Raw genomic sequence first — 23,653 nt, forward strand, 5'->3', positions numbered from 1 at the left:
TCGTCATCGCTAAAGTGCGTCATGTGCGGTTTCGGGTGCTCGGTCCACTGGAAGTGCGGACCGATGACGAGGTCGTCGTCACCCCGCAAGGACCGCGAAAGCAGAAAATCCTGGCCGCGCTGTTGCTGAACGCGCCGCACGCGGTGAGCGTGGACCACCTGCTGGAAGCGGTCTGGGGTGTCGACCCTCCGGCCACCGCGGCACGCCAGATTCGCAACACCACGACAGAACTGCGCCGCGAACTCGTCGCACACGGCGCTCCGGCCGGAGTCATCACGGCCGTCGGACCGGGATTCCAGGTGAACCTCGACGCCTGCTGGTTCGATTTGGGGGAATTCGAGGAACGCCTCGCGATCGCCGGTCACACCGCCGGCGGCCGCGAGGCGTTGGCCGAGCTGGAACGCGCGCTCGCGCTGTGGCGCGGCCCGGCGTTGGACGGCCTGAACAGCGACGCCCTCCGGCCGGCCGCCCGTGCGCTGGACGAACGGCGACTGGCCGCGCTCGAACGCCGCTACGGCGTGGAGATCGACCTGAACGGTGGCGCGGACGTGCTGGAGGAGGTCGACGCGTTGGCCCAGCAGCACCCCTACCGGGAGACGCTCGTCGCCCACCTCATGCGCGCCCACTACCGCGCGGGCCGCCAGGCGGAGGCTCTGGCGGCGTACCAGCGGTTGCGCGAGCTCCTGGACGCTGAGCTGGGCGTCGCGCCTGGTCAGGCGGTTCGCGACCTGTACGAACGCATCCTGCGGCAGGACTCGTCGCTGCTCGACGGACCGACCGTGCCGCGCCAGCTCCCGCCCGACACCACGTTGTACGGGCGGTCGGAGCTCATCGCCGCGATCCGCACCGACCGGGTCGTGGTGCTGACCGGGCCTGGTGGTGTCGGCAAGTCGGCGCTCGCCGTGCGCGTGGCCCACCGCCTCGCCGACTCCTTCCCCGGCGGTCAGCTCTACGCCGACCTCTCCCGGGCCTCGGCGCACGACGTGCTCGGACGGTTCCTGCGCGCGCTGGGGATGCCGCCCGACCAGCTGCCGAGGGACGTGGAGGAACGCAGCGCGGAGTACCGGTCGCTGCTCGCCTCCCGGCGCGTGCTGATCGTGCTGGACGACGCGCGGGACGAACGCCAGGTCCGGCCGCTGCTGCCGGGCTATCCGGGCTCGGCGGTGCTGATCACCTCACGGCGGTCGCTGACCGCGTTGCGCGAGGCCGCTCACCACGTCGTGTCCGCTCTGCACCCGGACGACGCCGTGACGTTGCTGCTGGAGGCCGCTCGGACGCCCGACCGGGACGCGGCCGTCGAGGTCGCGGCGCTGTGCGGCCACCTGCCCTTGGCGCTGAACGTGATCGCCGCCCGCCTCACCGCCCGTCCCGACCTCACCCTGGCCAAGATCCGCGACCGGCTGCTCGGCCAGCGGGTGGTGCTGGACGAGCTGGCCATCGGCGACCTGGACGTGCGCGGCAGCATCGCGGTGAGCTACCGGTCGCTGCGGCCCGACGCCGCGGCGGCGTTGCGCAGGCTGGCTTTGCTCGACGCGAACGCGGTGCCCGCGTGGGTGCTCGCGGCGTTCGCCGACCTGCCGTGGGAGGCGGGTGACCGGTTGCTCGACGAGCTGCACGCGTGCCACCTCGTCGAGGCAGCGGGCGTCGACGAGGCGGGCCAGTCGCGGTTCCGGCTGCACGACCTGGTCCACGAGTTCGCCGCGGAACGGCTGCGGGCGGAGGACCCTCCGGCGGAGCAACGGCAGAGCGTGGCCCGGCTGATGCACGGGCTGCTGGCGATCGCCGCCACCGCGGACCGCCTCATCGGGCACGGCGGCACGACCGGTGCGCTCGTCCCGCGCGAGGCGCCGGGCGTCGCGCTGGCCGTGGCGCGGCAACGGCCGTTCGACTGGTTCGAGGCAGAACGCGCGCTGCTCGTCACGGCCGTGCGGCGGGCGGCGTCGGCGGAGCTGCGGGACGAGGCGAGCGAGCTCGCGTCCTGCACCAGAGGTTTCCTCACCGTGCGGCAGCACCACGCCGACGGTGAGACCGTGGCACGGGCGGCGCTCGACTGCCTCGACCGCGACGACCCTCGGGCGCTGCATCACATCCGCCAGCTGTACACGATGTACTCACAGCAGGACCGCAACGCCGAGCTGCCCGCGCTCGCGGACGCCGCGCTGGCCGTGGCCGGCGCCCTCGGCGACCCGAAGGCGCTCGCCGAAGCGCGGTGGCAGTCGGCGGCGACGAACCTGCGGGCGGGACGACTGCACGCGGCCGTCGAGTCCTATCGGGACTGTCTGGCCGCGTTCACCACCATGCCTGACACCGAGGTCCACATCGCACTCACGCGCTGGGGCCTCGGCAGCGCGCTCGCCGACCTGGGGCAGACCGGCGAGGCGATCCGCCTGCTCGAACCGTTCACCCGCGCCGAGCCGAGCCGGTTGACCGCGATCGGGCTCGCCGCGTACGCGGAGGTGCTGGTCGACAGCGGATCACCCGGTCCCGCGCTCGCCGCGGTGGAGAAGGCGCTGGAGATGGTGCGGGCGGTCGGCGACGAACCCGGCGAGGCGCATCTGCACGTGGTGCGGGCCTACGCGCTCCACGCGGACGGCCGGGAGGCTCGTGAGGTGCTCCAGAACGCCGTCGAGGTGCTGCGCGGGCACCACGACCCGCAGGGCACGGCGTCGGCGTTGCGCAGGCTCGGCGACGTCACGGGTGATCGCGGGCACTGGGAGGAGGCGCTGGCGATCTACCGCCGCATCGGCCTGCCGCTGGAGGTGGCGCGCACGCTGCACCGGCTCGGCGATCCCTCCGCCATGGCCGAGTTCGGGACGGCCTCCCTGCGCTACCGCACGTGATGGTTCGTGTGTCGAATGTCGGCGTGTGGTCGAGTGCGAGCGCAACTCCTGTCTCGAACTGCGGAAGGGCTGAGGGAGACCTGAAAACCCGCTCCGGAGTCCGCTCGGTGTGCAGCGGCCCAGTGCGCATGAGGTGTTCTGGGCGCCCGGTACGGCAACCATCACCGCTGGACATCGAGCGGACTGCTGCTCAGCCGGCGGCAATGACGTTGAGTGAGCCCATCATTCCGTTGTCCTCGTGTCCGGTGATGTGGCAGTGGAACATCCATTGCCCGGTGAAGTCGGTGTAGCGGACCCGGATCACGACTTTCCCGGCGACTCCGTTGACCGCGTAGGGGACGGTGACGCCGTCGAGGTAGTCGGAGGCCGGTTGGGCCGTGTCGTTGACGCTGAGGACCTGGAACGGCGCGGTGTGCAGGTGGAAGGGATGGTTCTGGCCGCTGGTGTTGGTGAGCGTCCACTCCTCGACCGTGCCGAGTACGGCCGGTTCGGTGAACGTCGGCGTCATGTCGTACAGCTTGCCGTTGAGGTAGAAGTTGTTGCCGCCGTCGTCGTGCAGGACCACGTTGCGGGAGCGGGCGACGGGTTCCGCGGACAGGTCCGGTAGTGATCCGGGCAGCGGCCCGGCGACCTGCGGCGAGGCCGTCATGCCCGCGGGCCCGCCGGCCGCGCCCCCGCCTTGCTGGACGTCGACCTTCATCAGGGTGGTGTCGGGGTACTGGTCTGCGGTCTGGCCGCCGTTGGAGTAGGCGAGGGTCCGCAGCGTGGTCGATCCGGGGGCTCCGGCGGTGACCAGGACGTCGAACCGCCGGCCCGGCGGCATCAGCAGGTGGTTCACCTGCGCCGGGGCCGCGGAGGGGGTGCCGTCCTGGTTGACGATGGTGAAGCTCGCGCCGTCGAGCTGCAGGTCGTAGAAGATCGCGTAGCCGATGTTGGCGACGCGCCACAGCTGGGTCTCACCGGCCGCCATGGTCAGGGTGGGCTGGTACTGACCGTTGACCAGCCGCACCGTCGCCGACGCCGGCTCCAGCAACCCGTCCGCGTAGACGATCGAGCTGGACCCGTTGATCTGCGCGTCCTTGAGCGCCAGAGTGTGCGTGGCGATGCCCCGGTAGGCCGGCGGCAGCGAGTCGCGGGTGTCCCCGACGATGATGGTCCCCGACAGACCCGCCCCGATCTGGCTCTCCGTCCCGTCACAACGACCACCCGCAGCACCGCCGGTCATCGTCATTCCCGGCATCGACTGGCCGTTCTTCGGGCACATGTCGTGGTCGTGGTACCAGTACGTCCCCGCCGGTTGGTTCGCCGGGATGTCGAGCTGGTAGGTCAGGGTCTGACCGGGCTTGCCGGACAGGAAGATGTTGTCCGCGTTGCCCTCCGGCGACAGATGCATCCCGTGAAAATGCAGGTTCGTCGAGGTGCCGAGATCGTTCTTCAGCTGCAGGGTGACCCGTTGGCCGGGCACCACGCGCAGCGTCGGCCCCACCAGGCTGCCGTTGTAGGTCTCCGCGAGCACCTTCTTGCCCGAGATCTCCACTTCCTGCTGAGCCGTGGTCAGCCGAACCGTCATCTCCGGAGGGGTTGCGGTGTTGAGGTCGGGCGGGTCCACGAGCGCGGCGCCGGCAACCATGCCGGCCGCCTGCTCCTCCACGGACGACAGACCCTTCCCTCCTCCTCCGGTCGCCGAACCCGGCCCTCCGCCCTCGCACCCCACGAGGCAGGCGGTCAGGAGAACGGCCCCGGCAGCGAGGGCTCCGGGGCGGGCGATGCGTGACCGGGAAGTGGTCGAGCGTGCGGTCAAAAGACTATCCCTTTCTGGGACGTGTTCCGCTACATGAACGAGCGTAAGGCCGCCGGTGCGGGCAGCCTGCCTTGAGTCATCCGGTTCAACTCGAACAGGTGAGGGCCCGCGACACCGGCCGGGAGTCCGACGTGGACGGTTACCGGTCGGCCATCGTTGCGCCGGTGCATCCGGGATCGTTGTCCGCGCAGACCCTCTCGTCCGCCCCGCCGGTGTCTCCTGCGTCGCCGTCCGCCGGCGGCTGCTGTTCCGGTTCCGCCGGTCGAGGTTTCTCCGTTGTGGACGGTGCAACGGTGCCGGTTGGTTTCTTCTTCGTGGTGCTGGGCTTCGGCGTTTTGGTCTTCGACGTGGCCGGCGCGGACGTGCTCGGCGTCGAGGTCACCGTTGGCGCGGCTTCGTTTCGCGACGGGGGAGGCGGCGTGGTGGTGAACACGCTGTAGCCGAGCAGTGCGGCACCGGCCAGCGCCGCGAGGGCGCGTCCGGCCAACCACAGTCCGTTCTGGGCGAAGTGGTTTTTCAACGCGAGGTACCTTCGTCGGGCTCGATGGATGCGATGAGGCCCTGGCCGCTGATGTTCTGGATCTGCAGGCCGGGCCGGGCGTTGACTTCGAGGATGAGTGGCCCTCTCGTCCTGTCCACGACGATGTCGGCTCCCAGGTAACGCAGGCCGGTGGCCGCCGCGCACCGGCTGGCCGCGTCGAGCACCGCCGTCCAGCGGGGAACGACCGCGCCGATCAGCGGGTAGCCGGAATCCGGGTGCGCTTCGATCGGCTGGGTGCCGACGCGGGCCTTGACGACGCGGCCGGTGCCGAGGTCGACGGCCGCGCCGATGGCGCGCTGGTGCAGGTTGGCGCGGCCGCCGCTGTGCTTGGTCGGCAGGCGCAGCATCGCGAGCCGCGGTTCGTCGCCGACGCAGATCACCCTGATGTCCGGTAGCCCCTGGAACGACATGCGGGCGAGTGCCGGGTGGGCGTGGATCAGCGGTTCGAACAACGCCCAGTCGGTCAGCCGCGGGGAGAAGTCCCCGTCGATGATCCTCGCGAGGTGGCTGGTGATCTCCTTCTGGGACAACGGTTTCCCGGAGACCTTCCGCCAGTGCGCGTCCTGTCGCCCTGCGGCGAGCATGATGCCGGAGCCGCCGAGTCCCTGGTTGGGCTTCATCGCCCAGCTGTCGGGCATCGCGGCCCAGTCGACGTCCTTGATCTCCCGGCGGGTCTTCACCAGAAGCAACGTCGGCGAGGTCGGTGCGCCGGCCTCGGTCAGCGCCTGTTTGGTCTCGTACTTGTTGTTGACCAGGCGAATCGCGTCCTTCGAGTTCACCTTGGCGATGAGCCTGTTGCGGGCGTTCATGCCCATGATGGGGTCCCAGCCGCGCAGCACCTGTCTCATCTGGCGGCCTCCTGCGCACGCGCGGCCGAACTGAAGCGCAGCAGTTCGGTCAGCCGCAGACCGCGGTAGGTGCCCGCGACGAACGACCAGATGAGGCAGGCCGCGGCGAAGGACAGCGGCACGGTCTCGCCCAGGTAGCGCACCATCGGCGTGACCATCACCAGGGCCGAGACGATCCCGGCGCCGATGGTGAGCGCGGCGCTGCCGACAGCGTCCCGCAGCCCGTCGGCCTCCCACTGCTCCCACAGCCGCTCGATGATCACCGCGGTGACCACGACCGGCAGCGAGGAGCCGACCAGCACCGACATGCCGTTGGCCGAGGTCATCTGCCGCAGGGCGAGCAGCACGAGCACGACCACCCCGACCAGGACCGCGAGCCTCGCCACCCGCGGCAGGTGCGTGCGGTGCAGCACCGCCTGCGCCGCGAAGCCGATGGCGATCATCACGAAGGTGGTGGTCAGGCCGGCGGCCAGACCGGTCTGCGTGTAGCCCAGGGCGAGCAGGACCGGGCTGAAGGTGCCGAGCGTGTTGAGCCCGATCCAGACCCGCAGCACGACCATGAGCAGCACGGCCAACGGCATCAGTGCGAGCAGGGACTCGACACCGATGCTCGGGGCCGGGGTGAGCAGCACGCCGATCGAGTTCGGCGAGGCCTTGCCGTCCGGGGTGGTCAGCATCTGCTGGCCGATGCGCACCTGCAGGCCGGTGAGCTCCGCCCTGCCGATCAGCACCAGCGCGTCCCGGCCGGTCCGGCTGTTGACGTTGACCTTCGCCACCCGGTCGTGCCCGGCCAGCTTGAGGTTGGCCCGCACCTGCGGCCGCCGTTCCTTGCCCAGCGACGACGACACCGTGACCGTGGGCGCGTTCTCGAGGTCGAACCCGAGCTCCCTGGCGAGCTTGGTGTCCATTGAGGACGCGGCGGCACCGGAGTCGATGATCGCCTTGACCTCGGTCGTCTGCCCGGTCGGCCCGGCGATCCGGACGATCTCCTGCTCCCCGACGATGTCGGGGCCGATCACGTTCCTGGCGGGCGAGAACAGCAGCCCCGCCGACAGGACCGCCGCGCCGATCGCGATGGCGACGACCTTGATGACCGCGGGAAGCCGGCCACGCCGAACCGTCACGTGTTGTGCTTCGGGCACACGCTCTCCGATCTACCGCACTACCTGGATTTGGCTGGATTCGCCAGACGAGGAGACGCCGCGTGCACCGCGGTGTTGCGTCGATGTGCGGATGGATGCGTCGCGATGTGCGGATAGATACATCGCGGCATGTGTGTCGGGCCCGGCACGTCGTTGTGGACGTTCAGCGAACGGCGGTTCGCCCCGTCAGTCGTGGTCGGGCTTGCCGGTGAGGTGATGTTCGGCGGCGTTGACGGCCTCGAAAAGCAGCCGCCGCACGTGCCCGCCCCGCGCCGCGTACAGCGCCCGCCGGCCCTCACGGCGCACGGTGACCAGTCCGGTCAGTCGCAATTTTCCGAGGTGCTGCGAGACCGCCGGGCGCGCGATCCCGACCTCCGCGGCCAGCGTGGTGACGTCGTACTCGGCCCCGCACAGCAGCCACAACATGCGGAAACGCGTCGGGTCGGCGAGCATCCGGAACCCGTCCACCGCGGCTTCGACGTGCGCGCCAGAAGGTAGCTGTTGCCAGGTATCCGTTGTTGCAACGTCGTCGCGTGCGTACATGAGCACATATAGTGCCACGCATGCTCGCTGTTCTGCGCAACCGCACGTATCGCCACCTGTTCGGCGCACATGTCGTGGCGCTCACGGGTACAGGTCTGGCGACCGTCGCGCTGGGGCTGCTGGCCTACGACATCGCCGGCGCCGACGCGGGCGCCGTGCTCGGCACCGCCCTGGCGATCAAGATGGTCGCCTATGTCGGCGTCGCGCCGGTCGCGACCGCACTGCTCGGCGCGTTGCCGCGGCGGGCCGTCCTGGTCACCCTGGACCTGGTTCGCGCGGGCGTCGCGGTGGCGCTGCCGTTCGTGGACCAGGTGTGGCAGGTCTACGTCCTGATCTTCGTGCTGCAGGCGGCGTCGGCGGCGTTCACGCCGATCTTCCAGGCGACGATCCCGGACGTGCTGCCCGATGAAGGTGAGTACACCCGCGCCGTCACCCTCTCCCGGATGGCGTACGACCTCGAAGGCCTGCTGAGCCCGTCGTTGGCCGCGGCCCTGCTGGTGCTGATGAGCTTCAACAACCTGTTCCTCGGCACCGCCATCGGGTTCACCGGCTCCGCGCTCCTCGTCGTGTCCACCGTGCTGCCGCGGCCGAAACCGGTGAAGCGCAAGGGAAGCCTCTACGCCGCGACCACCCGCGGCATCCGCATCTACCTCGCCACGCCCCGGTTGCGCGGCTTGCTGGCCGTGCACCTCGCGGCCGCGGCGGCGGGTGCGATGGTCCTCGTGAACACCGTCGCCTACGTCCGCGACGTGCTCGACCGCGGCTCCTCCGACGTGGCCGTCGCACTCGCGTTCAACGGCGTGGGCTCGCTGGCCGCCGCGTTGACGCTTCCCAAGCTGCTCGACCGAGTTTCCGACAGGACCGTCGTGCTCCGCGCGGTATGGGCGCTGTTCGTGCTGCTGCTCGCCGGAGCCACGTTCGCGTCGCTGCTCGGTGGGTGGCACTGGCCCGCGTTGCTGGTGCTGTGGGCGTTGATCGGTGCCGGCTGCTCCTTCGCGCTGACGCCGGGCGCCCGGCTGCTGCGCCGGTCCGTGCACGCGGAGGACCGGGCCGCGTTGTTCGCCGCCGACTTCGCGCTCTCCCACGCCTGCTGGCTGCTCTGCTACCCGCTGGCGGGCTGGGTCGCGACCGCGGCGAACACGACCACCGCGTTCCTCGTGCTCGGGGTGATCACCGCGGCCGGTGCGCTGACCGCGCTTCGGCTGTGGCCGCGGCACGATCCCGCGGTCGTCGAGCACGAGCACTGCGACCTCGATGCCGGCCACGACCACCTGCGCGACGCGGTCCTCGCGGGCGGCGTGTACCGGCACGCTCACGAGTTCCGCATCGACGACCACCACGAACGCTGGCCGCGCTAGCCCGTGCTGCCAGCACACACCTTGTGGCCCACAGCGCCGAGCACCAGGTGGGCCGCGATGGCGATTCCCGCAACGAGCAGGCCGAGCCGGTAACCGAGTCCGATGTGGAGAGCCGGCCCGATCAGCACGACCAGCAGGGTGAGCGAGCGCGCGACATGACTCCTCACTCGGCGCCGCCGGGCTTGTCGGCGCGAACGCAGTGCAGGAACCAGCTGACCTGCGTCGTCGCGCGGACGTCGAATCCGGCGTCGCCGAGCATGGGCGCGATCCGCTCGACCGGGTTGTCCCGCATCCTCCTGCCCGCCGTGGAGCCGACGAGGTGCCGGGCCAGAGGTCCCTCGGGAGTCAGGAAGTCCGCGATGAGCGCCCTGCCGCCCGGCCGCAGCACCCGGAACATCTCGGCGAACGCCGCCGAGCGCGCCTCCTCGGGGATGTGGTGGATCGCGAGGCTGGACACCACCACGTCGAACGTCGCGTCCGCCGCGCTCAGACGTTGCGCCGCACCGACCTCGAACGCGCAGTTCGCGCCTGCCCGCAGGCGGCGGGCCTGCACGATCATCGGCTCGGACACGTCGACTCCCACCGCGCGCCCGTTCGGCGACGCCGCCCGGGCGGCGAGGGCCGTGAGATAGCCGGGACCGCAGCCGACGTCGAGCACGACATCGCCCGCGCCGACCTCGGCGAGTTCGACCAGCCGGCCGAAGATGCGCCGACGTCGTCCGGCGAACGCGATCGCCGAGAAGAGCTCGTACGAACGTGCGTGGCTGATAGCGCCGGGAGCGCCGTTGTGTGCGTGGGTCTTGTGCATCAAGTCCGCCTAACTTAGTGACGACTAAGAACTGGTGGCGGCGAGCTTAGTCACGACTAAGTAAGGTTGTCTAGGATGCTTCCGTGACCGAACAACAGGCCCGTCGAACCCGGATGCCGGCAGAGCAGCGCCGCGAGTCGATCCTCGCGGCGGCCACCGAGGTGTTCGCGGAGGTCGGCTACCTCCGGGGCAAGACCTCGGTGGTCGCCCGCGAGGTCGGCGTGAGCGAACCCGTGGTGTTCCAGAACTTCGGCACCAAGGCGAGCCTGTTCGCGGCGGTCGTGGACCGGGCCGCCGATCACGTCTGCCGCATGGTCGAACGCCTCACGGCCACGGATCTCCCGGTGTCCGGCTTGCTCAAGACCATGCTCGATCCCGAGCATCTGCAACACGTGCACAGCGCGGGCGCGGTCGGCGCGATCTTCGCCGATGCCTCCACCATCACCGGCGAACCCGAGATCGAAGCCGCCTCCCGCAACGCCGTTCGACGATTCGCGGCCGCGATCACCGCCCTGCTGGACCGCGGCCAGGCGGACGGGGAACTTCGTGCGGACCTCGACACCGAGGCCGCCGCCTGGTGGTTGCTGTCCCTGGTGTCCTCGCAGAGGTTCCGCCAGGCGACCGCCGGTGATCCGAAGGACGTCGAGGCGCGGCTCGCCGACAGCATCCTGATGTACCTGACGGGACGCTGAACCGCCTAGCCCGCGTAGGAGTGCAGCCCGGACACCACGAGGTTGACGAAGAACAGGTTGAACAGCACGGCGAGCATGCCGATGACGTTGATCCACGCCGCCGGCCGTCCCCGCCACCCGGCCGTCGCGCGGGCGTGCAGGTAGGCCGCGTAACAGACCCACGAGACGAACGCGGCCGTCTCCTTCGGGTCCCAGCCCCAGTAGCGTCCCCACGCGGCTTCGGCCCAGACCGCGCCCGTGATGATCGCGAAGGTGAGCGTGACGAAGCCGACGGTGCCGGTGCGGTAGGCGACGCGGTCGAGGTGATCGATCGGAGGAAGTCGTTTCGCCGGGCGGTGTGAAGCCCAGAGGTGCAGGCCGCTGACCACGCCGGACAGCAGGAAGATGCCGCTCGCCATGACCGCGGCCGCCACGTGGATCGCGATCCAGTAGGACCGCAGTGCCGGCTGCAGCGGCGCGACCTCGACGTAGAGCTGGTTGCCCGCGAGGAACAGCAGCAGGGCCAGCGGCAGGAGCACGAACAGGGAGAGCCGTCGCAGGTTGTGGCGCCGCACGACGTACAGCCACCCGACGACCACGACCAGGCCGACCGCGGACAGGTATTCGTACATGTTGCCCCACGGAACCCGTTGCGCTGCAACGCCCCGAAGTGTGAGGGAAACGAAGTGCAGCAGCGCACCGAGCACGGTGAGCGCGATGCCCATCCGTCCACATCGGACGGGCGCGGGTGAAGGGCGGTCCGAGTAGCGGGTGAGCGACCACTCCGCCGCGCACAGCAGAGCCGCGGCCATGTAGACCCCGAACGCGCTCGTGAACATCCAGTCGCTGAGGACGCCGATCACGCGACCCTCCTCAGCCACGCCAGGCCGAGCACCGGCAGCGCCAAGGGGATGAAGCCGTAGCCGATGCCGAAGGCAGACCACACGGTCGCGTCCGGAAAGGCTTTGGGCACCACGAGGCTGGCCGAGCCCACCGCGAGCACGCCGAGGAGTTCGACGGTGCACGCGACGAGTGCGATCCGTCGTGAGTCCAGCGCGAGGGCGACGGTGGCCAGCACGTAGACCGCGGCCGCGAAGGCGGACAGCGCGTACGCGACCGGCGCGTGGTCGAAGCGGGTGGCGAGCTGCACCGCCGACCGCGAGGTGGCGGCGATCGCGAAGATCCCGTAAACCGCGATCAGCATGCGGCCTGGTCCCTGGCGGGTTGCCGGGTCACGCATGTCCGGCCCAGATCTGTCCGAGACGCACGATCATGACCGGCACGCTGAAGCAGGAGACGGCCAGCACGCCGGCGCTCCAACGGCTGCGTTCGGCCGCCGACCACACGACCGCGGCCGGCAGGATCAGTGGCGGTCCGGCGAGGTAGCCGATGAACGACAGCCTTTCGATCTCCCGGTCCAGGCCCAGCATCTGCACAACGCCGACGATCGCCTGCACGAGCAGCCCGGCCTCGAGAACGGCGAGCAGGCCGACGAGCCCTTGCTTGGCTCGCGTCAAGGGCAGCAGGGGCTTGTTCGCCGCGATGAGCGCTGACGACCAAGCGGCGCAGGACAGGGACAGGACGGTCAGAACCGTCGGCAGCAAAGGGACCATGAGCTCGTTTCCTGAGGCGCGAGGTACTACTACAGAATGTAGCACTACAGCTTGTAGTAGACCGTCGCGCGGGTCGTCGGCTGACCGAACGGCCGAGATCAGAAGACGAGGAAGCTGAGCGGGGTCGACACGAGCACAACGCCGCTGACCAGCGCACTCCACCGCGGCCATGACGGTGCGGTGGACGCGGTGGCGATGCGGTGCAGCCGGGCGTTCACGGCGGCATCGGCCACGCCGAGCGCCCCGGCAGGAGGCCGCGCGGTGAACCTCCCGAGCGCGGCGGCCAGCGCCTCCGGCCCGTGCTCGCGGCAGGCCCGGTCATCGGCCCGCATCTCGACCAGCAACGCCACCGCGTCCGCGATCCGAGGGGCCAGCTTGCGCAGCGCCGCGAACGGCAGCAGCACCAGGTCGTGCCGCTCGCGAACGTGCGAATGCTCATGCGCCAGCACGGCCCGCAGCTCGACCGCGCTGAGGCTGCGCAACGCGCCGGTGCTCAGGACGACCGATGACGGCCGTCCGGGCAGGCAGTACGCCACCGCCAGCGGATGATCAACGACAAGCGCGCCGGGTGCGGCCGCATCCTTCCGCGCGACGAGCGTCAGCACGTCACGGTGTCGCCGGCGGACCTTGGCGACGGCCCACCAGGAGGAGAGCAACGCGGCCGCGCACGCGATCAGCAGCCCGAGCCCGCCCAGAACCAGGTGGTCACTGGCCACAGTGGACTCGGCGTCCGCGGACCACCTGGCCAAGCCCCGCGGAATCGGCGCGCCGTAGGGAGCGAGCCCGAGCGAGATGAGCAGACCTGCCAACGACAACACCCACGTCAGTGCGAGCATCTGCCACAGCGCGATCCCGGTGCCAGGTGACCGCCACACCCACCGTGCGCGCTCCAGCAGGGGAGTGGCGGCTGTGCAGATCGCCAGCGTGACGAGCAGGTGCAGGGCGGCGCTCACGCCTGGTCCGGCTTCTCGGCCAGCGCCTGGCTGAGCACCTCGGCTTCCGGCGTGCTGACCTGGCGGGCGAAATGCGTGAGCGCGGCCTCGCGGTCACCGGTGAGCGACAGGGCGTCCAGCATGAGCTGGGCGACGTACTCCTCGCGGCTGGCCACGGGCGAGTACCGCCACGCGCGCCCCTCCGGCTGCCGCTGCACGAACCCCTTGGACGCGAGTCGCGTCAGCACGGTCATGACGGTCGTGTAGGCGAGATTGCGCTCGGACAACGCGTTGGCGACATCGCGCACGAGCATCGGGGACCGGTGGTCCCACAGGACCTCCATCGCCGCCCGTTCCAGCTCACCCAGGTTGCCCAGCACGCACGCGATGGTGTCACAGTCCGCCTGGACCGCACGCAGGCGTGTTCCCACGTCCGAGCGCGGGACGAGCATCGCGCCTGCGGCGGCACAACCCATCACACCATTCGCCCTGCCCTGTCACCACGGGCCACACGCTCTGATGTGCCGAGGACCGAAGGTGCGGTCGCAGGCGTCGATGGGATCCCAGTCACACGGGGGCCAGGTGTTTGGGCAGCGACATCCCGCCAGCTCACCATCACGGCAAGCCAGCTCAGACGTCGCCTGACGGTCGAGAGCTTCCGGTGAATCTACCAGTAGGCGTGGACGCCTTGGCAGGGCGCGTAAGCGGAGTACTGGCGACCCTCCTTCATCATGGTGCCACGCCAGCGCAGGTAATGCGCGGAACCGATATCGACGAGGTGGCTGTCGATATTTCTGAACCATTGGTCGTTCGCTGCTCGGGTCGACGTTGTCAGCATGACGTGCGTGTCCCTGGTTCTCACCAGTTGGAGGTAGAATCCAGTCGCTTCGCCCGCGCTGCACGCCATTCCCTCGACCGTCACCGATCCATTTGTGGGAATGAAGTCCGCGCTGGCCCTGCGGTCAGCAGAGGTCGGCCAAGTTTGCGTGAACTCGGCTTGGGCGGGCAAGGCTCCGCCGAGGATGGCGGCGCCACACGTCACGACGGCAAGTGCGGCCCGAATTATGCCGACGTTGATCCTCACCGTTTTGCTCCTTTCGAATTGGTGATGCGTTTGGGCTGCTTTTGTGGGGTGGAGAACGCGACAACTGGCTGAACCTCAGTTGCTGCGTACACCTTCGATTTTTCCTCTTTCCTCATAAATCTGGTTGCCGGCAGAATTGAAGCCTACGACGGACTTCGCCGAGTTGGTTGAAACGGCGTAGCCGAAGTAACGGGTGTCAACTCCGCCAGTCGAAACCAATTGAAGATCTATCCCGCCGGAGGCGCCTGTCAAGAGAGCGAGCCTGGCGACCGATGGGGCAACGGCTCCGCCGACGAACAGGATGTGCTGATTTGCGGCTACGCCGAAGTTGACTGGACGATCGGAGTCGACGGCGATGTCGCACTCGGTCGACATCACCTTCAGGTCAACAAGTGATCGGGTGCACAGTCCATCGTCTTGTTTCACCAGTTCAACTCGCCAATTCACGGGACCGAGGCGTCCTGAAGATATTGTTGTCAGGAGGATCTGGCCCGGCGGGCGGGCAGGACGCGTGGGTTCTGACTTCGCGCATGCGAGCGCGAAAAGAAGCGCGCCGACCGTGGCTACGGGTATCCAGAGGCCCGCTACCTGGTGTCGGGTTGGCCGTCTGGTCCGCAGGGGTCGCTGTTGTTGCTTGCTCAATAGCAGGACCGCCAATCTCGATGACTCGCCGCCGTTTGGAGGTGCGATCTCCTTCAACTACTGCAGCGCCCGGTGTGCCATTGGGCGCGTACTATTGGGTTGGCGACGCGGCCAGCCCTTGGCAGGGCGTTGGAAGGGCGAGGTTTTCCCTCCACCTCATGTAGTACGACGTTCCTGTGGTGGCGGGAACGGAATCGAAGGTCCACCAGATGCCGTCTTGCTCGCGAAGATCCCCGCTTGTCCAGGTGACCTGGCTTCCCCTGGTCTTGACGAGCTGGATGTAGAAGGTCGAGATGGCTGGCTGGCTGCACGACATTCCTTGCAGCTGCAGGCGCGTCGAAGTCGGCAAGAAGTCCGCTCCGGCGCGTTTGGTGGCACTCGTTGGCCAGTACTGCATGTACGCCTGTGCCGGAATCGCGTACGACGCGACACCGACGATTGCCAGCGTGAGAACACTCGACACGCGCATGAACCTTCTTCGCATCATTTGGTTTCTCCTCTTGGTGGTCGCAGAAGCGGTCGTGACGGGTTGCCGTTCGTGTGCAGCGCTAATTCGCCGGAATGTCCCGACATCGAGAATTCTGCGTGGCCGTGCCGTGTAGAACTTCTTGCTTCGTGCTCGTGCTTTTCTGGAACGGATTGATCTATGGCGACCCGGCGTCGTCGATCTTGGTCGCGCATGATCTTCCTTCGTGGGCGGCCCGCCCCCGGTACGTCTTCGGGCCGCCGTGGGTCTGATGGTGGGCGGCTGTTCGTGTGACCTGCTTGCAAGGTTCTGCATTGCGCTGGTCAACGCGTTATCTCTGTCCCGGGGGGATGCGCTGTGGCGGTGGAGCTGGGTCTGCTGGGTGAGGTGACCGCTCACCTGGGTGGGCGGCCCTTGGAGTTGGGGCCGGCCCGGCAGCGGTGCGTGCTGGCCGTGCTGGCCGCTGACGCGGGCCGGGTGGTGCCGGTGGAACGGCTGATGGAGCGGGTGTGGGGTGCGGATCCGCCGCGGCGTGCGCGGGCGACGTTGCACAGCTACGTCTCGCGGCTGCGGCAGGTACTGCCGGCGGCGGGCGGCATGGAGATCGTGCTGCGCGCCGGCGGCTACGTCTTGCTGGTGGACCAGGCCGATCACGCGGTGGACCTGCACCGGTTCCGGGAGCTGCGCGCCCGCGCCCGCGGCACCGATGACGACACGCGTGCGGTCGCACTGTTGACCGAGGCGGTGGCGTTGTGGCGTGGGGAGCCGTTGACCGGTGTGTGCGGGGAATGGGTAGACGCTGAACGTGACCGGTTGCGGCAGGAGCTTCTGGCCGCCGAGCACGATCTGGTCGACGCCCGGCTGCGGGTCGGTCAGGGCGAGGAGTTGGTGGTGGAGCTCGCGGCGCGTGCGGCGCGGTATCCGTTGGACGAGCGGGTGGCGGGGCAGTACCTGCTCGCGCTGCACCGGGCCGGGCGGTCGGCGGATGCGCTGGAGTACTACCAGACGCTGCGGGAACGGCTGGTCGAGGAACTGGGCACCGACCCCGGCGCACTGCTGCAGGAGCTGCACCGGCGGATCCTGGCCGCGGACTCCCGGTTGCTCGCCCCGCCCGGCAACGACACCGTCGTGCCCCGGCAGTTGCCCGCCGTACCACCACACTTCGTCGGCCGGGACAACGATCTCGCGACGCTCGACCAGGCCGAGCCGGGCCGCACGGTGGTGATCTCGGCTCTCGGCGGGGCGGGCGGGATCGGCAAGACCTGGCTGGCCCTGGCCTGGGCGCACCAGCACGTCGGGCAGTTCCCGGACGGGCAGCTGTTCACCGACCTGCGTGGCTTCAACCCCACCGAACAGCCCGTCACACCTGACGCGGCGCTGTTCGGGTTCCTCACCGCCCTGGGCATCACCCACGACCGCATGCCGCTCGACGTCGACGCCAGAGCGGCGCTGTACCGCAGCCTGCTCACCGGGAAGCGCATGCTCGTGATGCTGGACAACGCCGCCTCCGCCGACCAGGTCATCCCGCTGCTACCGGGCGGCCCGGCCTGCACCGTGCTGATCACCGGCCGCACCAGACTCGCCTCGCTGATCGACCGGCACGGCGCCCGCCACCTGCAACTCGACGTGCTCACACCCGGCGAGGCACGTGCCCTGCTGGCCACACGTCTCGGTGCGGACCGCGTCGCCGCCGAACCCGACGCCGTCAACGAACTGGTCGCGTTGTGCGGGGGCTATCCGCTGGCCCTGTCGATCACCGCCCGCCACGCCGCCCGCTCCGGTGTCCCGCTGGCCGAGGTCGCCGCCGAGCTGCGCGAGCTGGGCCTTGAACTGCTCGACCACGACACCGACCCCGCCGCCAGCCTCCCCGCCGTGCTGTCCTGGTCGCTGCGCCGGCTCACCGACGAACACCGCACCGTGTTCGCGCTGCTGGGCATCACCCCCGGCCCCGACACCACCCTGCCCGCCGTGACCGCCCTCACCGGCCTCCCCACGGCCCGCGCGCGCAAAGCGTTATCGGTGTTGGAGGAGGCGTCCCTGGTCGAACGGCGGCCGGGTGGCCGGTACGCGATGCACGATCTGGTCCGCGCCTACGCCACCACCACCGCCGACCACCTGCCCGACGACGTCCGGGAGACAGCCCTGGTACGGGTAATGGACTTTCACCTGCACACCGCACACGCCGCCGACCGCCTCCTGAACCCCACCCGAACGCTCGTGCAGCCCGAACCACCAGTGCCCGGCATCCACCCGCACGCGCTGCCCGACGAGGCGGCCGCGCTCGTCTGGCTGCAGGCCGAGCACGCCACGCTGCTGGCCACCCAGCGCGCCGCCGTCGCCCTCGGCCGCCACCACGTCGTCTGGCACCTCGCCTGGACTCTGGAATCCTTCCACTACCGGAGGGGACACCTTCGCGACGCAGTCGCCTCGTGGCGGGTGGCGCTGGACGCCGCCGCCCACCTGCCGGACCCCGCGACTCGCAGCCGCGCCCACCGATCCCTTGGCCGCAACTGTGCCCTGCTGGGCCTGCACGAGGAGGCCATCAGACACCTGGACCGGGCCATCACTTTGACCGAGCGTCACCACGACCCCGCCGAACAAGCCCACAACCACCAGACGCTTTCACTCACCTGGGGAGAACGGGGGGACGACCGGAGGGCTTTGGAACATGCACAACACGCCCTCAACCTGCACCGCACCCTCGACCTGCCGGTGCGGAAAGCCACCGTGCTCAGTACGGCGGGCTGGTACGCCGCGCGCCTGGGCGACTTCGACACCGCCCGCGACCACTGCCACGCCGCCCTCGCCCTGCACCGGCACCACCACAACCCCGAAGGCGAGGCGGCCACCTTGGACAGCCTCGGGCTCATCGCCCACCGCACCGGCGACCACCAACAGGCCGTTGACCACTACTACGAGGCTCTCACTCTGTGCCGCACACTCGGCTACGCCTACCGGGTTGCGGACACCCTCGACAATGCCGGTCATCCCCACGCCGCCCTCGGACACCACGACCAGGCCCGTGCGGTCTGGCGGGAGGCATTGGAGCTGTACCGGGAACAAGGCCGCGGCGACGACGCCACCCGCGTGCAACGGCAACTCGACGACCTCGCCGCGCAGCACGACGCTGACCAGCCATCTCGGGATGCCGAATCCACCAATCGACCGAAATGATCTCCAGTCGGGTCATGGCGTGCTCCCTGCTCACGCTGGGGCCGGCGGCCGCACTGTCCGGTGACCTCGACCGGGCCGATGCCCGCGTGCGGGAGATGCTGTCGGTTGTCGAGGCCAGGGGACGGATCTCGACCGGCCGCTCGTGATCTGGCAGATCGCACTGGGCGCCTCCACCGCGCGCTGGACCGACATCGGCGCCTCCATCACCTCGCGCCGGCATCTGGTCGTACATCGCGACGCCCTTCGGCCGTGGTCAGCGCCGCGCGATGAACGACGTGCTCGCCTTCGGCCACGAGGAGCAGCGCAGCTCGCGGCATGGGTGACCAAGCGCCGCAACTCCGCGGTGGACGGTCCGTCAGACCGGCGTTGGTGTGACGTTGGCCGGCCGTTGGCGAGATCAAGTGCACTCCAGGGTGCACCGGTATCGCCACAGGAGGCTGCTTTGGATCCATTTCAATGGGTCAACGACTTCGATGCCCGCATGGCCTCGCTGAAGCAGAAGAGCATCGAAGTACAGGAACTGCTCGCGACCGCGTCGGGGACCGCGTCCAGCAAGGACGGTGCGGTCACGGTGACCGTCGGTCCCAACGGCGGCCTGACGAACCTCCAGCTGGGACACCGGGCGGTCGAGCTCGGCGCCCCGCGGCTCACCGCGCTGATCCTCCAGACCGCGCGGCAGGCCCAGAAGAACGTGTCGGCGCAGGTCGTCGAGGCGTTCCGGCCGATCGGCGAGGGCACCCAGGCGATGACGATGATCACCGACGTCATCGAGGAGAACTTCGACGAGCCCGAAGAGTCCGACGAGCCCCACGTCCTGGAGCAGATCGAAGACGACGACGAGTCGGCCGCCGAGACGAAACAGGCGCCCGTCAGCGCGCCCGCACCCGTGCAGCCACGCCAGCCGCGCGCCGGTCGCCCGGTGGACGACGAAGACGACGACAACCAGCCGTGGTGAACGGAGTTCAGCGATGACCGACACCCCAGCCAACCCGCTGCTGGTCGGAATGAACGAGGAGAACCAGTACAAGGGCACGCTCTTCATCGAGGCGTACGACAGCCTGATCGACTCGATCAAGTCGGGCTCCCAGGACATCGCTGACCTCACGTTCAACGCGATCGGCGCGGTGGCCTCGACGGTGTCGCTCGTCCTCGATCCGTTCGGCTCGCTGCTGGGCGCTGGGCTCGGCTGGCTCATGGAGCACATCAGCTTCCTGCGTGATGCGCTCGACCAGTTGATGGGTGACCCCGACGAGATCCAGCGCAACGTCGACGACACCACGGCCAAGGCGGTCGACCTGCGCGTGCTGGCGGAGGACCACCGCAAGAAGCTGGTGCCGGCCGAAGGCTGGAGCGGTGCCGCGTCGGAGAAGTTCCAGGGGAGCATGGACACGCTGGGCAAGGAGCTCGACTGCCTGGCCAACGCGGTCGAAGCCAAGGCCAAGGTCGTGTCGATCATGGGCATGCTGGTCACGGTCGTCCGCGACGTCGTCCGCGACATGATCGCCCAGTTCGTCGGCTCCGTGGTCGCGAACGGTCTCATCGGGCTCGCCGGCGCGATCTTCACCTTCGGCGCGTCCCTGGGCTATGCCATCGGCCAGATCGTCCGCGAGGCCGTCGAGGTCGGATCCATGATCGCGTCGAAGATCCGGTACGTGGTCAAGGCGCTGGGCGACCTGTTGCACAAGGTCGGCGACCTCGACGACGTCATGGCGAAGGTCGGCAAGGGCTGGGAGCGCTTCGACAACGCCGCCGACGCCGCCGAGATCAGCTACGAGGGCTACAAGGCGGCCGACAGGGTCGACGACGCCATCGACAAGGGCCTGAAGGTGGACGCGGCGGCGGACAAGTACGACGACGCCTCCGCCAAGGTCAAGGAGGCGGCGGCGAACTACCAGGCCGCGAAGGAAGCCGAATCGAAGGAGGCCGACGACGTCGCGAAGGCGAACGCGGATCTGTCGGCCGCGACCGACGCCACCAGGACGGCCGCGACCGACGTGAAGCGCGCGGCCGGCGAGCTGGACCAGTTGGGCGGCGAGCTGAACCGCTCCGTCGATGAGACCAACCGCGCGGCAGCGGCTGTCGACCAGGCGGCCAAGTCCGGCGACCGGGCCGCCTACGACGCCGCCGTGAAGAACTACGACGCCGCCAGGGCGCGTTCGCTCGCCACCAAGACGGAGTACGACGCCGCCAAGAAGGCGTACGACACCGCCGACAAGAAGTACGACGCCGCCAGGGCGAAAGCCGCGGAGGCGGCGGCCGCCGTGGCCCGCGAGTCGCGGGAGTTGAGCGACAAGGCCAAGGCGAGCTACGCCGCGCTCCAGGCGGGCAAGCCCGCGGACGAAGCGGCGAAGGTGGCCTACGACGAGTACCTGAAGGAGACCGGCGGGAAACCGAACCCGGAACTCGACGCCAAGGTCGATGCCGCGAAGGCGGCCAACGAGACCTACGAGAAGACGAACGCCGACTTCATGGAGAAGAACGCGGCCGCGGCCGAGGCCAACGCCAAGGCGTTCGCGTCCGGCAACGACGCGGACGTCAAAGCGGCCGAACGGGCAGCGCTGGAGGCTCAGGCGGCGGCCCAGAAGCTGGACTCGGCGGCGGCCGATGCCAGGTCCGCGGCAGACGCGGCCCAGAAGGCGTACCAGGCTGCGACCGGTGGTAAGGGCGGTGGCGAGGCAACCGGTCCGGGCAACACCGACCCCTTGCAGTACGCCCGCCAGGTGAACGCGTCCACCAACTTCACCGACACGTTCAAGGGCGACGCGTTCTTCGGTCACGACGGCCGCCGCAGCGATGGCAGCCCGAGTCCGTCCGTTCCGCCCGTGAAGCACTAGTCGTCTCCTGGAGAACCGGCAATGGCCAAGGGGACCAACCCCAACCCCAACCCGTCCGTTCCCCCGGCCCCGCCGCCGGCCCCGCCCGCGCCTCCACCGCCGCCGGGGGGAACCGGGGGATCGGGGCCGACCGGCAATTCCGGCTTCTCCATGAGCGACTCGTCGATGCAGCGGCTGCAGAGCAGCGCGGGCGACCTGCAGTCGCGCCTCTCGTCCCTCTCGAGCGGCTTGCGCGGCCTGAACCTGAGCGGAAACTCCTTCGGCCCGATCGGCCTGTTCGCGGTACCCCCGATCAACAGTTCCAACGACCGCGCCGTCGCCCAGGCCGACGCCGCCGTGAAGGCTTTCGGCAACGTCCAGACAGGTCTGCAGAAGACGCTCAACACGACGGTGAACGCCGACGCGCACAACGCGGACACGCTCAAGCGCCTCGACCCCACCACGAACGTGAAGCCCCCACCTGGTGCCGCCGGCCCAGGCGCTCGCCAGCCTGCGGCGCCGGGTGGTCCTGCGGTGTCGAAGCCGGGGTCGATCAGGGGTGGTGCTGGTGCTGGGCCGGTGAAGCCTGCGGTGTCGGTTGGTCCTGTGGTGTCGAAGGCGCCGTCGGTGGGGGGTGGCACGGGTGCCGCTCCGGTGAAGCCTGTGGCGCCGGGTGGTCCTGGGGTGTCGAAGGCGCCGACGGTTGGGGGTGGCACCGGTGCCGGTCCTGGGAAATCAGCGGCGCCGGGTGGGCCTGCGGTGTCGAAGGCGCCGTCGGTGGGGGGTGGCACGGGTACTGGGCCGGTGAAGCCTGCGGCGCCGGGTGGTCCTGGGGTGTCGAAGGCGCCGACGGTTGGGGGTGGCACCGGTGCCGGTCCTGGGAAATCAGCGGCGCCGGGTGGTCCTGCGGTGTCGAAGGCGCCGTCGGTGGGGGGTGGCACGGGTGCCGCTCCGGTGAAGCCTGTGGCGCCGGGTGGTCCTGCGGTGTCGAAGGCGCCGTCGGTCGGCGGTGGCGCTGGTGCCGGTCCCGGGAAATCAGCTGGGCCGGTCGGTCCTGGGGTGTCTGCCGCGCCGACGGCCGTGGGCGGGCCGGGTGGTCGTGGTCCGGCGTCTGGAGGGCCTTCGGCGTCGAAGGCGCCGCAGGCACCTGGCGGGCCTGGGGCGACCGGGACGAAGCCTGGCGGTGCTGCGGCACCTGGTGCGGGTGGACCTGGGGCCGGGAAGCCTGCCGGGCCGGTTGCTCCTGCGACGCCCCCGGTCGCTGGTGGTCCGGGCGCGCGGCCCGGTACGTCGGACGTCGGCAAGGGTGTCGGGAAGGGCGCCGGCCCCGCGCCGACGGCTGCCGGAGGGCCCGCCGGACCCGACGCCAAGACGGGCTCCTCGACCGGTGGGAAGGGCGTCGGCGTTGCTCCCGGCATCACCGGCGGTCCGGGCGGAGTCCCCGGCGGCAAGTCCGCACCGTCCACAGGACCGTCGACGGGAAAGGTCCCAACGGCTCCTGGCGGTCCCACGGCGACGCCGGGTGGCCGGGCGGCTTCTGCTGGTTCCGCGGCAGCTCCGGTGGCGCCTGGTGGTCCGGTGGCCTCTGCGGGCAAGGCCGATTCCGTGACCGGTGGAAGGAGCGCGGCGCCCGGCCGCACGTCCGGCAGCCTCGGCGCCGCACCCGCTCCGGGTGGCAAACCTTCGACCTCCTCCGCGCCGAGCGTCCACGCCGCACCCCCGGCGACCGGCTCGCACACGACGCAGTCCTCGCCGAAGCCGGTCGCGGCCGACAGCCCTGCCGGCAAGGCACCGCCGGCCAAGCCTGACGCCCCCGCGTCGGGTGCGACTCAGCCTGGCGTTGGTGCGAAGCCGGGTGGGCCGGCGCCCGGCTCCACTGCGCAACCGAGCTCAGCGCAACCAGGTCCCGTGCAGAAGACGGTGCCGAAGATGGCTCCGACGTCACAGCCGGTGGCTGCTCCGGGGCCGGCCGCCGGGTCGAGGCCTGCGGCTGGAGGGCTGTCGGCAGACCCCGCGTCGAAGCCGGGTGTGGGGGTTTCCGGCAGTACGCCTCGGCCGAGCGCCACTCCGGTGCCGGGAGCGAGTGCTCGGCCAGGCGCCACGCCGGCACCGGGTGTCACGCAGGCGCCGAAGCCCGCGGTCTCGGCACCTGGATCCACTCCGCAGACGGGTACGACTTCGCCACCCGCAAGTCCCGCGTCCCGGCCCGCCACCTCGGTGCCCGGCGGCATCGTCCCGCCGTCGCCCAGGTCAGGTGCGTCAGCACCGGGCACCTCTGCACCTCCGAGCGCCACCCGGCAGCCGTCGACCACGACGCCGCAGCCGACGAGCAGGCCGGGCGGGGCGACACCGCCCACCGCAACACCGCCCACCCAGC

The 23,653-nt window shown here is 70.0% G+C and carries 24 protein-coding genes; 9 read left to right on the plus strand and 15 right to left on the minus strand.

What is annotated here, in order from left to right:
* Window positions 1–23: 23 nt before the first annotated feature.
* Window positions 24–2,840, plus strand: coding sequence for a BTAD domain-containing putative transcriptional regulator (locus tag ACWEIJ_RS13025; protein WP_449837358.1), 2,817 nt, complete (start codon window positions 24–26; stop codon window positions 2,838–2,840).
* A 190-nt stretch (window positions 2,841–3,030) separates the two neighbouring features.
* Here ACWEIJ_RS13025 and ACWEIJ_RS13030 read toward each other — a convergent pair whose 3' ends face one another.
* On the minus strand, window positions 3,031–4,491 hold the full coding sequence (locus ACWEIJ_RS13030) for a multicopper oxidase family protein (protein ID WP_449837359.1): 1,461 nt from the start codon (window positions 4,489–4,491) through the stop codon (window positions 3,031–3,033).
* 428 nt (window positions 4,492–4,919) lie between these two features.
* On the opposite strand from ACWEIJ_RS13030, the gene ACWEIJ_RS13035 reads away from it, so the two are divergent.
* Entirely contained in the window at window positions 4,920–5,081 is a 162-nt protein-coding gene (locus tag ACWEIJ_RS13035) for a hypothetical protein (RefSeq protein ID WP_449837360.1), read from the plus strand.
* A gap of 76 nt (window positions 5,082–5,157) precedes the next feature.
* Here ACWEIJ_RS13035 and ACWEIJ_RS13040 read toward each other — a convergent pair whose 3' ends face one another.
* The 3 genes from ACWEIJ_RS13040 to ACWEIJ_RS13050 all read right to left on the minus strand — a co-directional run bounded on the left by ACWEIJ_RS13040 (window position 5,158) and on the right by ACWEIJ_RS13050 (window position 7,715).
* A complete protein-coding gene (locus ACWEIJ_RS13040) occupies window positions 5,158–6,030 on the minus strand; it encodes a sugar-transfer associated ATP-grasp domain-containing protein (RefSeq protein WP_449837361.1) in 873 nt (290 codons plus the stop codon).
* A complete protein-coding gene (locus tag ACWEIJ_RS13045; protein WP_449837362.1) occupies window positions 6,027–7,154 on the minus strand; it encodes a 7TM domain-containing protein in 1,128 nt (375 codons plus the stop codon). Before ACWEIJ_RS13045 ends, ACWEIJ_RS13040 begins: the two co-directional genes overlap by 4 nt.
* 204 nt (window positions 7,155–7,358) lie before the next feature.
* Window positions 7,359–7,715 carry an ArsR/SmtB family transcription factor gene (locus ACWEIJ_RS13050; RefSeq protein WP_449837363.1) on the minus strand — a complete coding sequence of 119 codons (357 nt, stop codon included), beginning with the start codon at window positions 7,713–7,715 and terminating at the stop codon, window positions 7,359–7,361.
* Window positions 7,716–7,735: 20 nt separating this feature from the next.
* On the opposite strand from ACWEIJ_RS13050, the gene ACWEIJ_RS13055 reads away from it, so the two are divergent.
* Window positions 7,736–9,073 carry an MFS transporter gene (locus ACWEIJ_RS13055; protein ID WP_449837364.1) on the plus strand — a complete coding sequence of 446 codons (1,338 nt, stop codon included), beginning with the start codon at window positions 7,736–7,738 and terminating at the stop codon, window positions 9,071–9,073.
* Here the strand turns inward: ACWEIJ_RS13055 and ACWEIJ_RS13060 are convergent.
* Both ACWEIJ_RS13060 and ACWEIJ_RS13065 read right to left on the minus strand, forming a co-directional pair.
* Complete coding sequence (locus ACWEIJ_RS13060) at window positions 9,070–9,240, minus strand: hypothetical protein (protein ID WP_449837365.1); 171 nt, start codon at window positions 9,238–9,240, stop codon at window positions 9,070–9,072. The two genes, ACWEIJ_RS13055 and ACWEIJ_RS13060, sit on opposite strands and share 4 nt — an antisense overlap.
* A complete protein-coding gene (locus tag ACWEIJ_RS13065) occupies window positions 9,237–9,881 on the minus strand; it encodes a class I SAM-dependent methyltransferase (protein ID WP_449837366.1) in 645 nt (214 codons plus the stop codon). The genes ACWEIJ_RS13060 and ACWEIJ_RS13065 overlap by 4 nt, the downstream gene beginning before the upstream one ends.
* An 83-nt stretch (window positions 9,882–9,964) precedes the next feature.
* Between ACWEIJ_RS13065 and ACWEIJ_RS13070 the strand changes: the two genes are divergently transcribed.
* Entirely contained in the window at window positions 9,965–10,573 is a 609-nt protein-coding gene (locus ACWEIJ_RS13070) for a TetR/AcrR family transcriptional regulator (RefSeq protein ID WP_449837367.1), read from the plus strand.
* A gap of 5 nt (window positions 10,574–10,578) precedes the next feature.
* On the opposite strand, the gene ccsB is transcribed toward ACWEIJ_RS13070, so the two are convergent.
* The 8 genes from ccsB to ACWEIJ_RS13110 form a co-directional block, all read right to left on the minus strand.
* Window positions 10,579–11,391, minus strand: coding sequence for a c-type cytochrome biogenesis protein CcsB (ccsB, locus tag ACWEIJ_RS13075; protein WP_449837759.1), 813 nt, complete (start codon window positions 11,389–11,391; stop codon window positions 10,579–10,581).
* Between the two features lie 20 nt (window positions 11,392–11,411).
* Window positions 11,412–11,792 carry a hypothetical protein gene (locus tag ACWEIJ_RS13080; protein WP_449837368.1) on the minus strand — a complete coding sequence of 127 codons (381 nt, stop codon included), beginning with the start codon at window positions 11,790–11,792 and terminating at the stop codon, window positions 11,412–11,414.
* The gene (locus ACWEIJ_RS13085) at window positions 11,785–12,165 is read right to left on the minus strand and encodes a hypothetical protein (RefSeq protein WP_449837369.1); all 381 of its coding nucleotides are present in this window, start codon (window positions 12,163–12,165) and stop codon (window positions 11,785–11,787) included. Before ACWEIJ_RS13085 ends, ACWEIJ_RS13080 begins: the two co-directional genes overlap by 8 nt.
* A 98-nt stretch (window positions 12,166–12,263) precedes the next feature.
* Window positions 12,264–13,118 carry a M56 family metallopeptidase gene (locus tag ACWEIJ_RS13090; protein WP_449837370.1) on the minus strand — a complete coding sequence of 285 codons (855 nt, stop codon included), beginning with the start codon at window positions 13,116–13,118 and terminating at the stop codon, window positions 12,264–12,266.
* A complete protein-coding gene (locus ACWEIJ_RS13095) occupies window positions 13,115–13,474 on the minus strand; it encodes a BlaI/MecI/CopY family transcriptional regulator (protein ID WP_449837760.1) in 360 nt (119 codons plus the stop codon). Before ACWEIJ_RS13095 ends, ACWEIJ_RS13090 begins: the two co-directional genes overlap by 4 nt.
* A 290-nt stretch (window positions 13,475–13,764) precedes the next feature.
* Window positions 13,765–14,181 carry a hypothetical protein gene (locus ACWEIJ_RS13100; RefSeq protein WP_449837371.1) on the minus strand — a complete coding sequence of 139 codons (417 nt, stop codon included), beginning with the start codon at window positions 14,179–14,181 and terminating at the stop codon, window positions 13,765–13,767.
* A 75-nt stretch (window positions 14,182–14,256) separates the two neighbouring features.
* Window positions 14,257–14,607: a hypothetical protein gene (locus ACWEIJ_RS13105; RefSeq protein ID WP_449837372.1), complete on the minus strand. Its 351-nt coding sequence runs from the start codon at window positions 14,605–14,607 to the stop codon at window positions 14,257–14,259.
* A gap of 307 nt (window positions 14,608–14,914) precedes the next feature.
* Window positions 14,915–15,286 (minus strand): hypothetical protein, encoded by a 372-nt coding sequence (locus ACWEIJ_RS13110; protein ID WP_449837373.1) that lies wholly within the window; start codon window positions 15,284–15,286, stop codon window positions 14,915–14,917.
* Window positions 15,287–15,646: 360 nt separating this feature from the next.
* On the opposite strand from ACWEIJ_RS13110, the gene ACWEIJ_RS13115 reads away from it, so the two are divergent.
* From ACWEIJ_RS13115 to ACWEIJ_RS13135, 5 genes are all read left to right on the plus strand, one after another.
* Window positions 15,647–18,463: a BTAD domain-containing putative transcriptional regulator gene (locus ACWEIJ_RS13115; RefSeq protein WP_449837374.1), complete on the plus strand. Its 2,817-nt coding sequence runs from the start codon at window positions 15,647–15,649 to the stop codon at window positions 18,461–18,463.
* 14 nt (window positions 18,464–18,477) lie between these two features.
* A complete protein-coding gene (locus ACWEIJ_RS13120) occupies window positions 18,478–18,609 on the plus strand; it encodes a hypothetical protein (protein ID WP_449837375.1) in 132 nt (43 codons plus the stop codon).
* 255 nt (window positions 18,610–18,864) lie between these two features.
* Window positions 18,865–18,957, plus strand: a complete 93-nt coding sequence (locus tag ACWEIJ_RS13125; RefSeq protein ID WP_449837376.1) for a hypothetical protein — start codon at window positions 18,865–18,867, stop codon at window positions 18,955–18,957.
* Window positions 18,945–19,418, plus strand: a complete 474-nt coding sequence (locus tag ACWEIJ_RS13130; protein WP_449837377.1) for a YbaB/EbfC family nucleoid-associated protein — start codon at window positions 18,945–18,947, stop codon at window positions 19,416–19,418. Before ACWEIJ_RS13125 ends, ACWEIJ_RS13130 begins: the two co-directional genes overlap by 13 nt.
* A 13-nt stretch (window positions 19,419–19,431) precedes the next feature.
* Window positions 19,432–21,297, plus strand: a complete 1,866-nt coding sequence (locus ACWEIJ_RS13135) for a hypothetical protein (protein ID WP_449837378.1) — start codon at window positions 19,432–19,434, stop codon at window positions 21,295–21,297.
* Window positions 21,298–23,105: 1,808 nt separating this feature from the next.
* On the opposite strand, the gene ACWEIJ_RS13140 is transcribed toward ACWEIJ_RS13135, so the two are convergent.
* Window positions 23,106–23,633, minus strand: coding sequence for a hypothetical protein (locus ACWEIJ_RS13140; RefSeq protein ID WP_449837379.1), 528 nt, complete (start codon window positions 23,631–23,633; stop codon window positions 23,106–23,108).
* Window positions 23,634–23,653: the final 20 nt, after the last annotated feature.

This window comes from Lentzea sp. NPDC004789 (assembly GCF_053601075.1).

Excerpts from the sequence above, each read along its gene's own strand:
- ACWEIJ_RS13080 (WP_449837368.1), bottom strand. The coding sequence starts at position 11,792 with ATGCGTGACCCGGCAACCCGCCAGGGACCAGGCCGCATGCTGATCGCG.
- ACWEIJ_RS13130 (WP_449837377.1), top strand. The coding sequence starts at position 18,945 with ATGGCCTCGCTGAAGCAGAAGAGCATCGAAGTACAGGAACTGCTCGCG.
- ACWEIJ_RS13055 (WP_449837364.1), top strand. The coding sequence starts at position 7,736 with ATGCTCGCTGTTCTGCGCAACCGCACGTATCGCCACCTGTTCGGCGCA.
- ACWEIJ_RS13135 (WP_449837378.1), top strand. The coding sequence starts at position 19,432 with ATGACCGACACCCCAGCCAACCCGCTGCTGGTCGGAATGAACGAGGAG.
- ACWEIJ_RS13040 (WP_449837361.1), bottom strand. The coding sequence starts at position 6,030 with ATGAGACAGGTGCTGCGCGGCTGGGACCCCATCATGGGCATGAACGCC.
- ACWEIJ_RS13050 (WP_449837363.1), bottom strand. The coding sequence starts at position 7,715 with ATGTACGCACGCGACGACGTTGCAACAACGGATACCTGGCAACAGCTA.
- ACWEIJ_RS13085 (WP_449837369.1), bottom strand. The coding sequence starts at position 12,165 with ATGGTCCCTTTGCTGCCGACGGTTCTGACCGTCCTGTCCCTGTCCTGC.
- ACWEIJ_RS13120 (WP_449837375.1), top strand. The coding sequence starts at position 18,478 with ATGGCGTGCTCCCTGCTCACGCTGGGGCCGGCGGCCGCACTGTCCGGT.
- ccsB (WP_449837759.1), bottom strand. The coding sequence starts at position 11,391 with ATGTTCACGAGCGCGTTCGGGGTCTACATGGCCGCGGCTCTGCTGTGC.
- ACWEIJ_RS13065 (WP_449837366.1), bottom strand. The coding sequence starts at position 9,881 with ATGCACAAGACCCACGCACACAACGGCGCTCCCGGCGCTATCAGCCAC.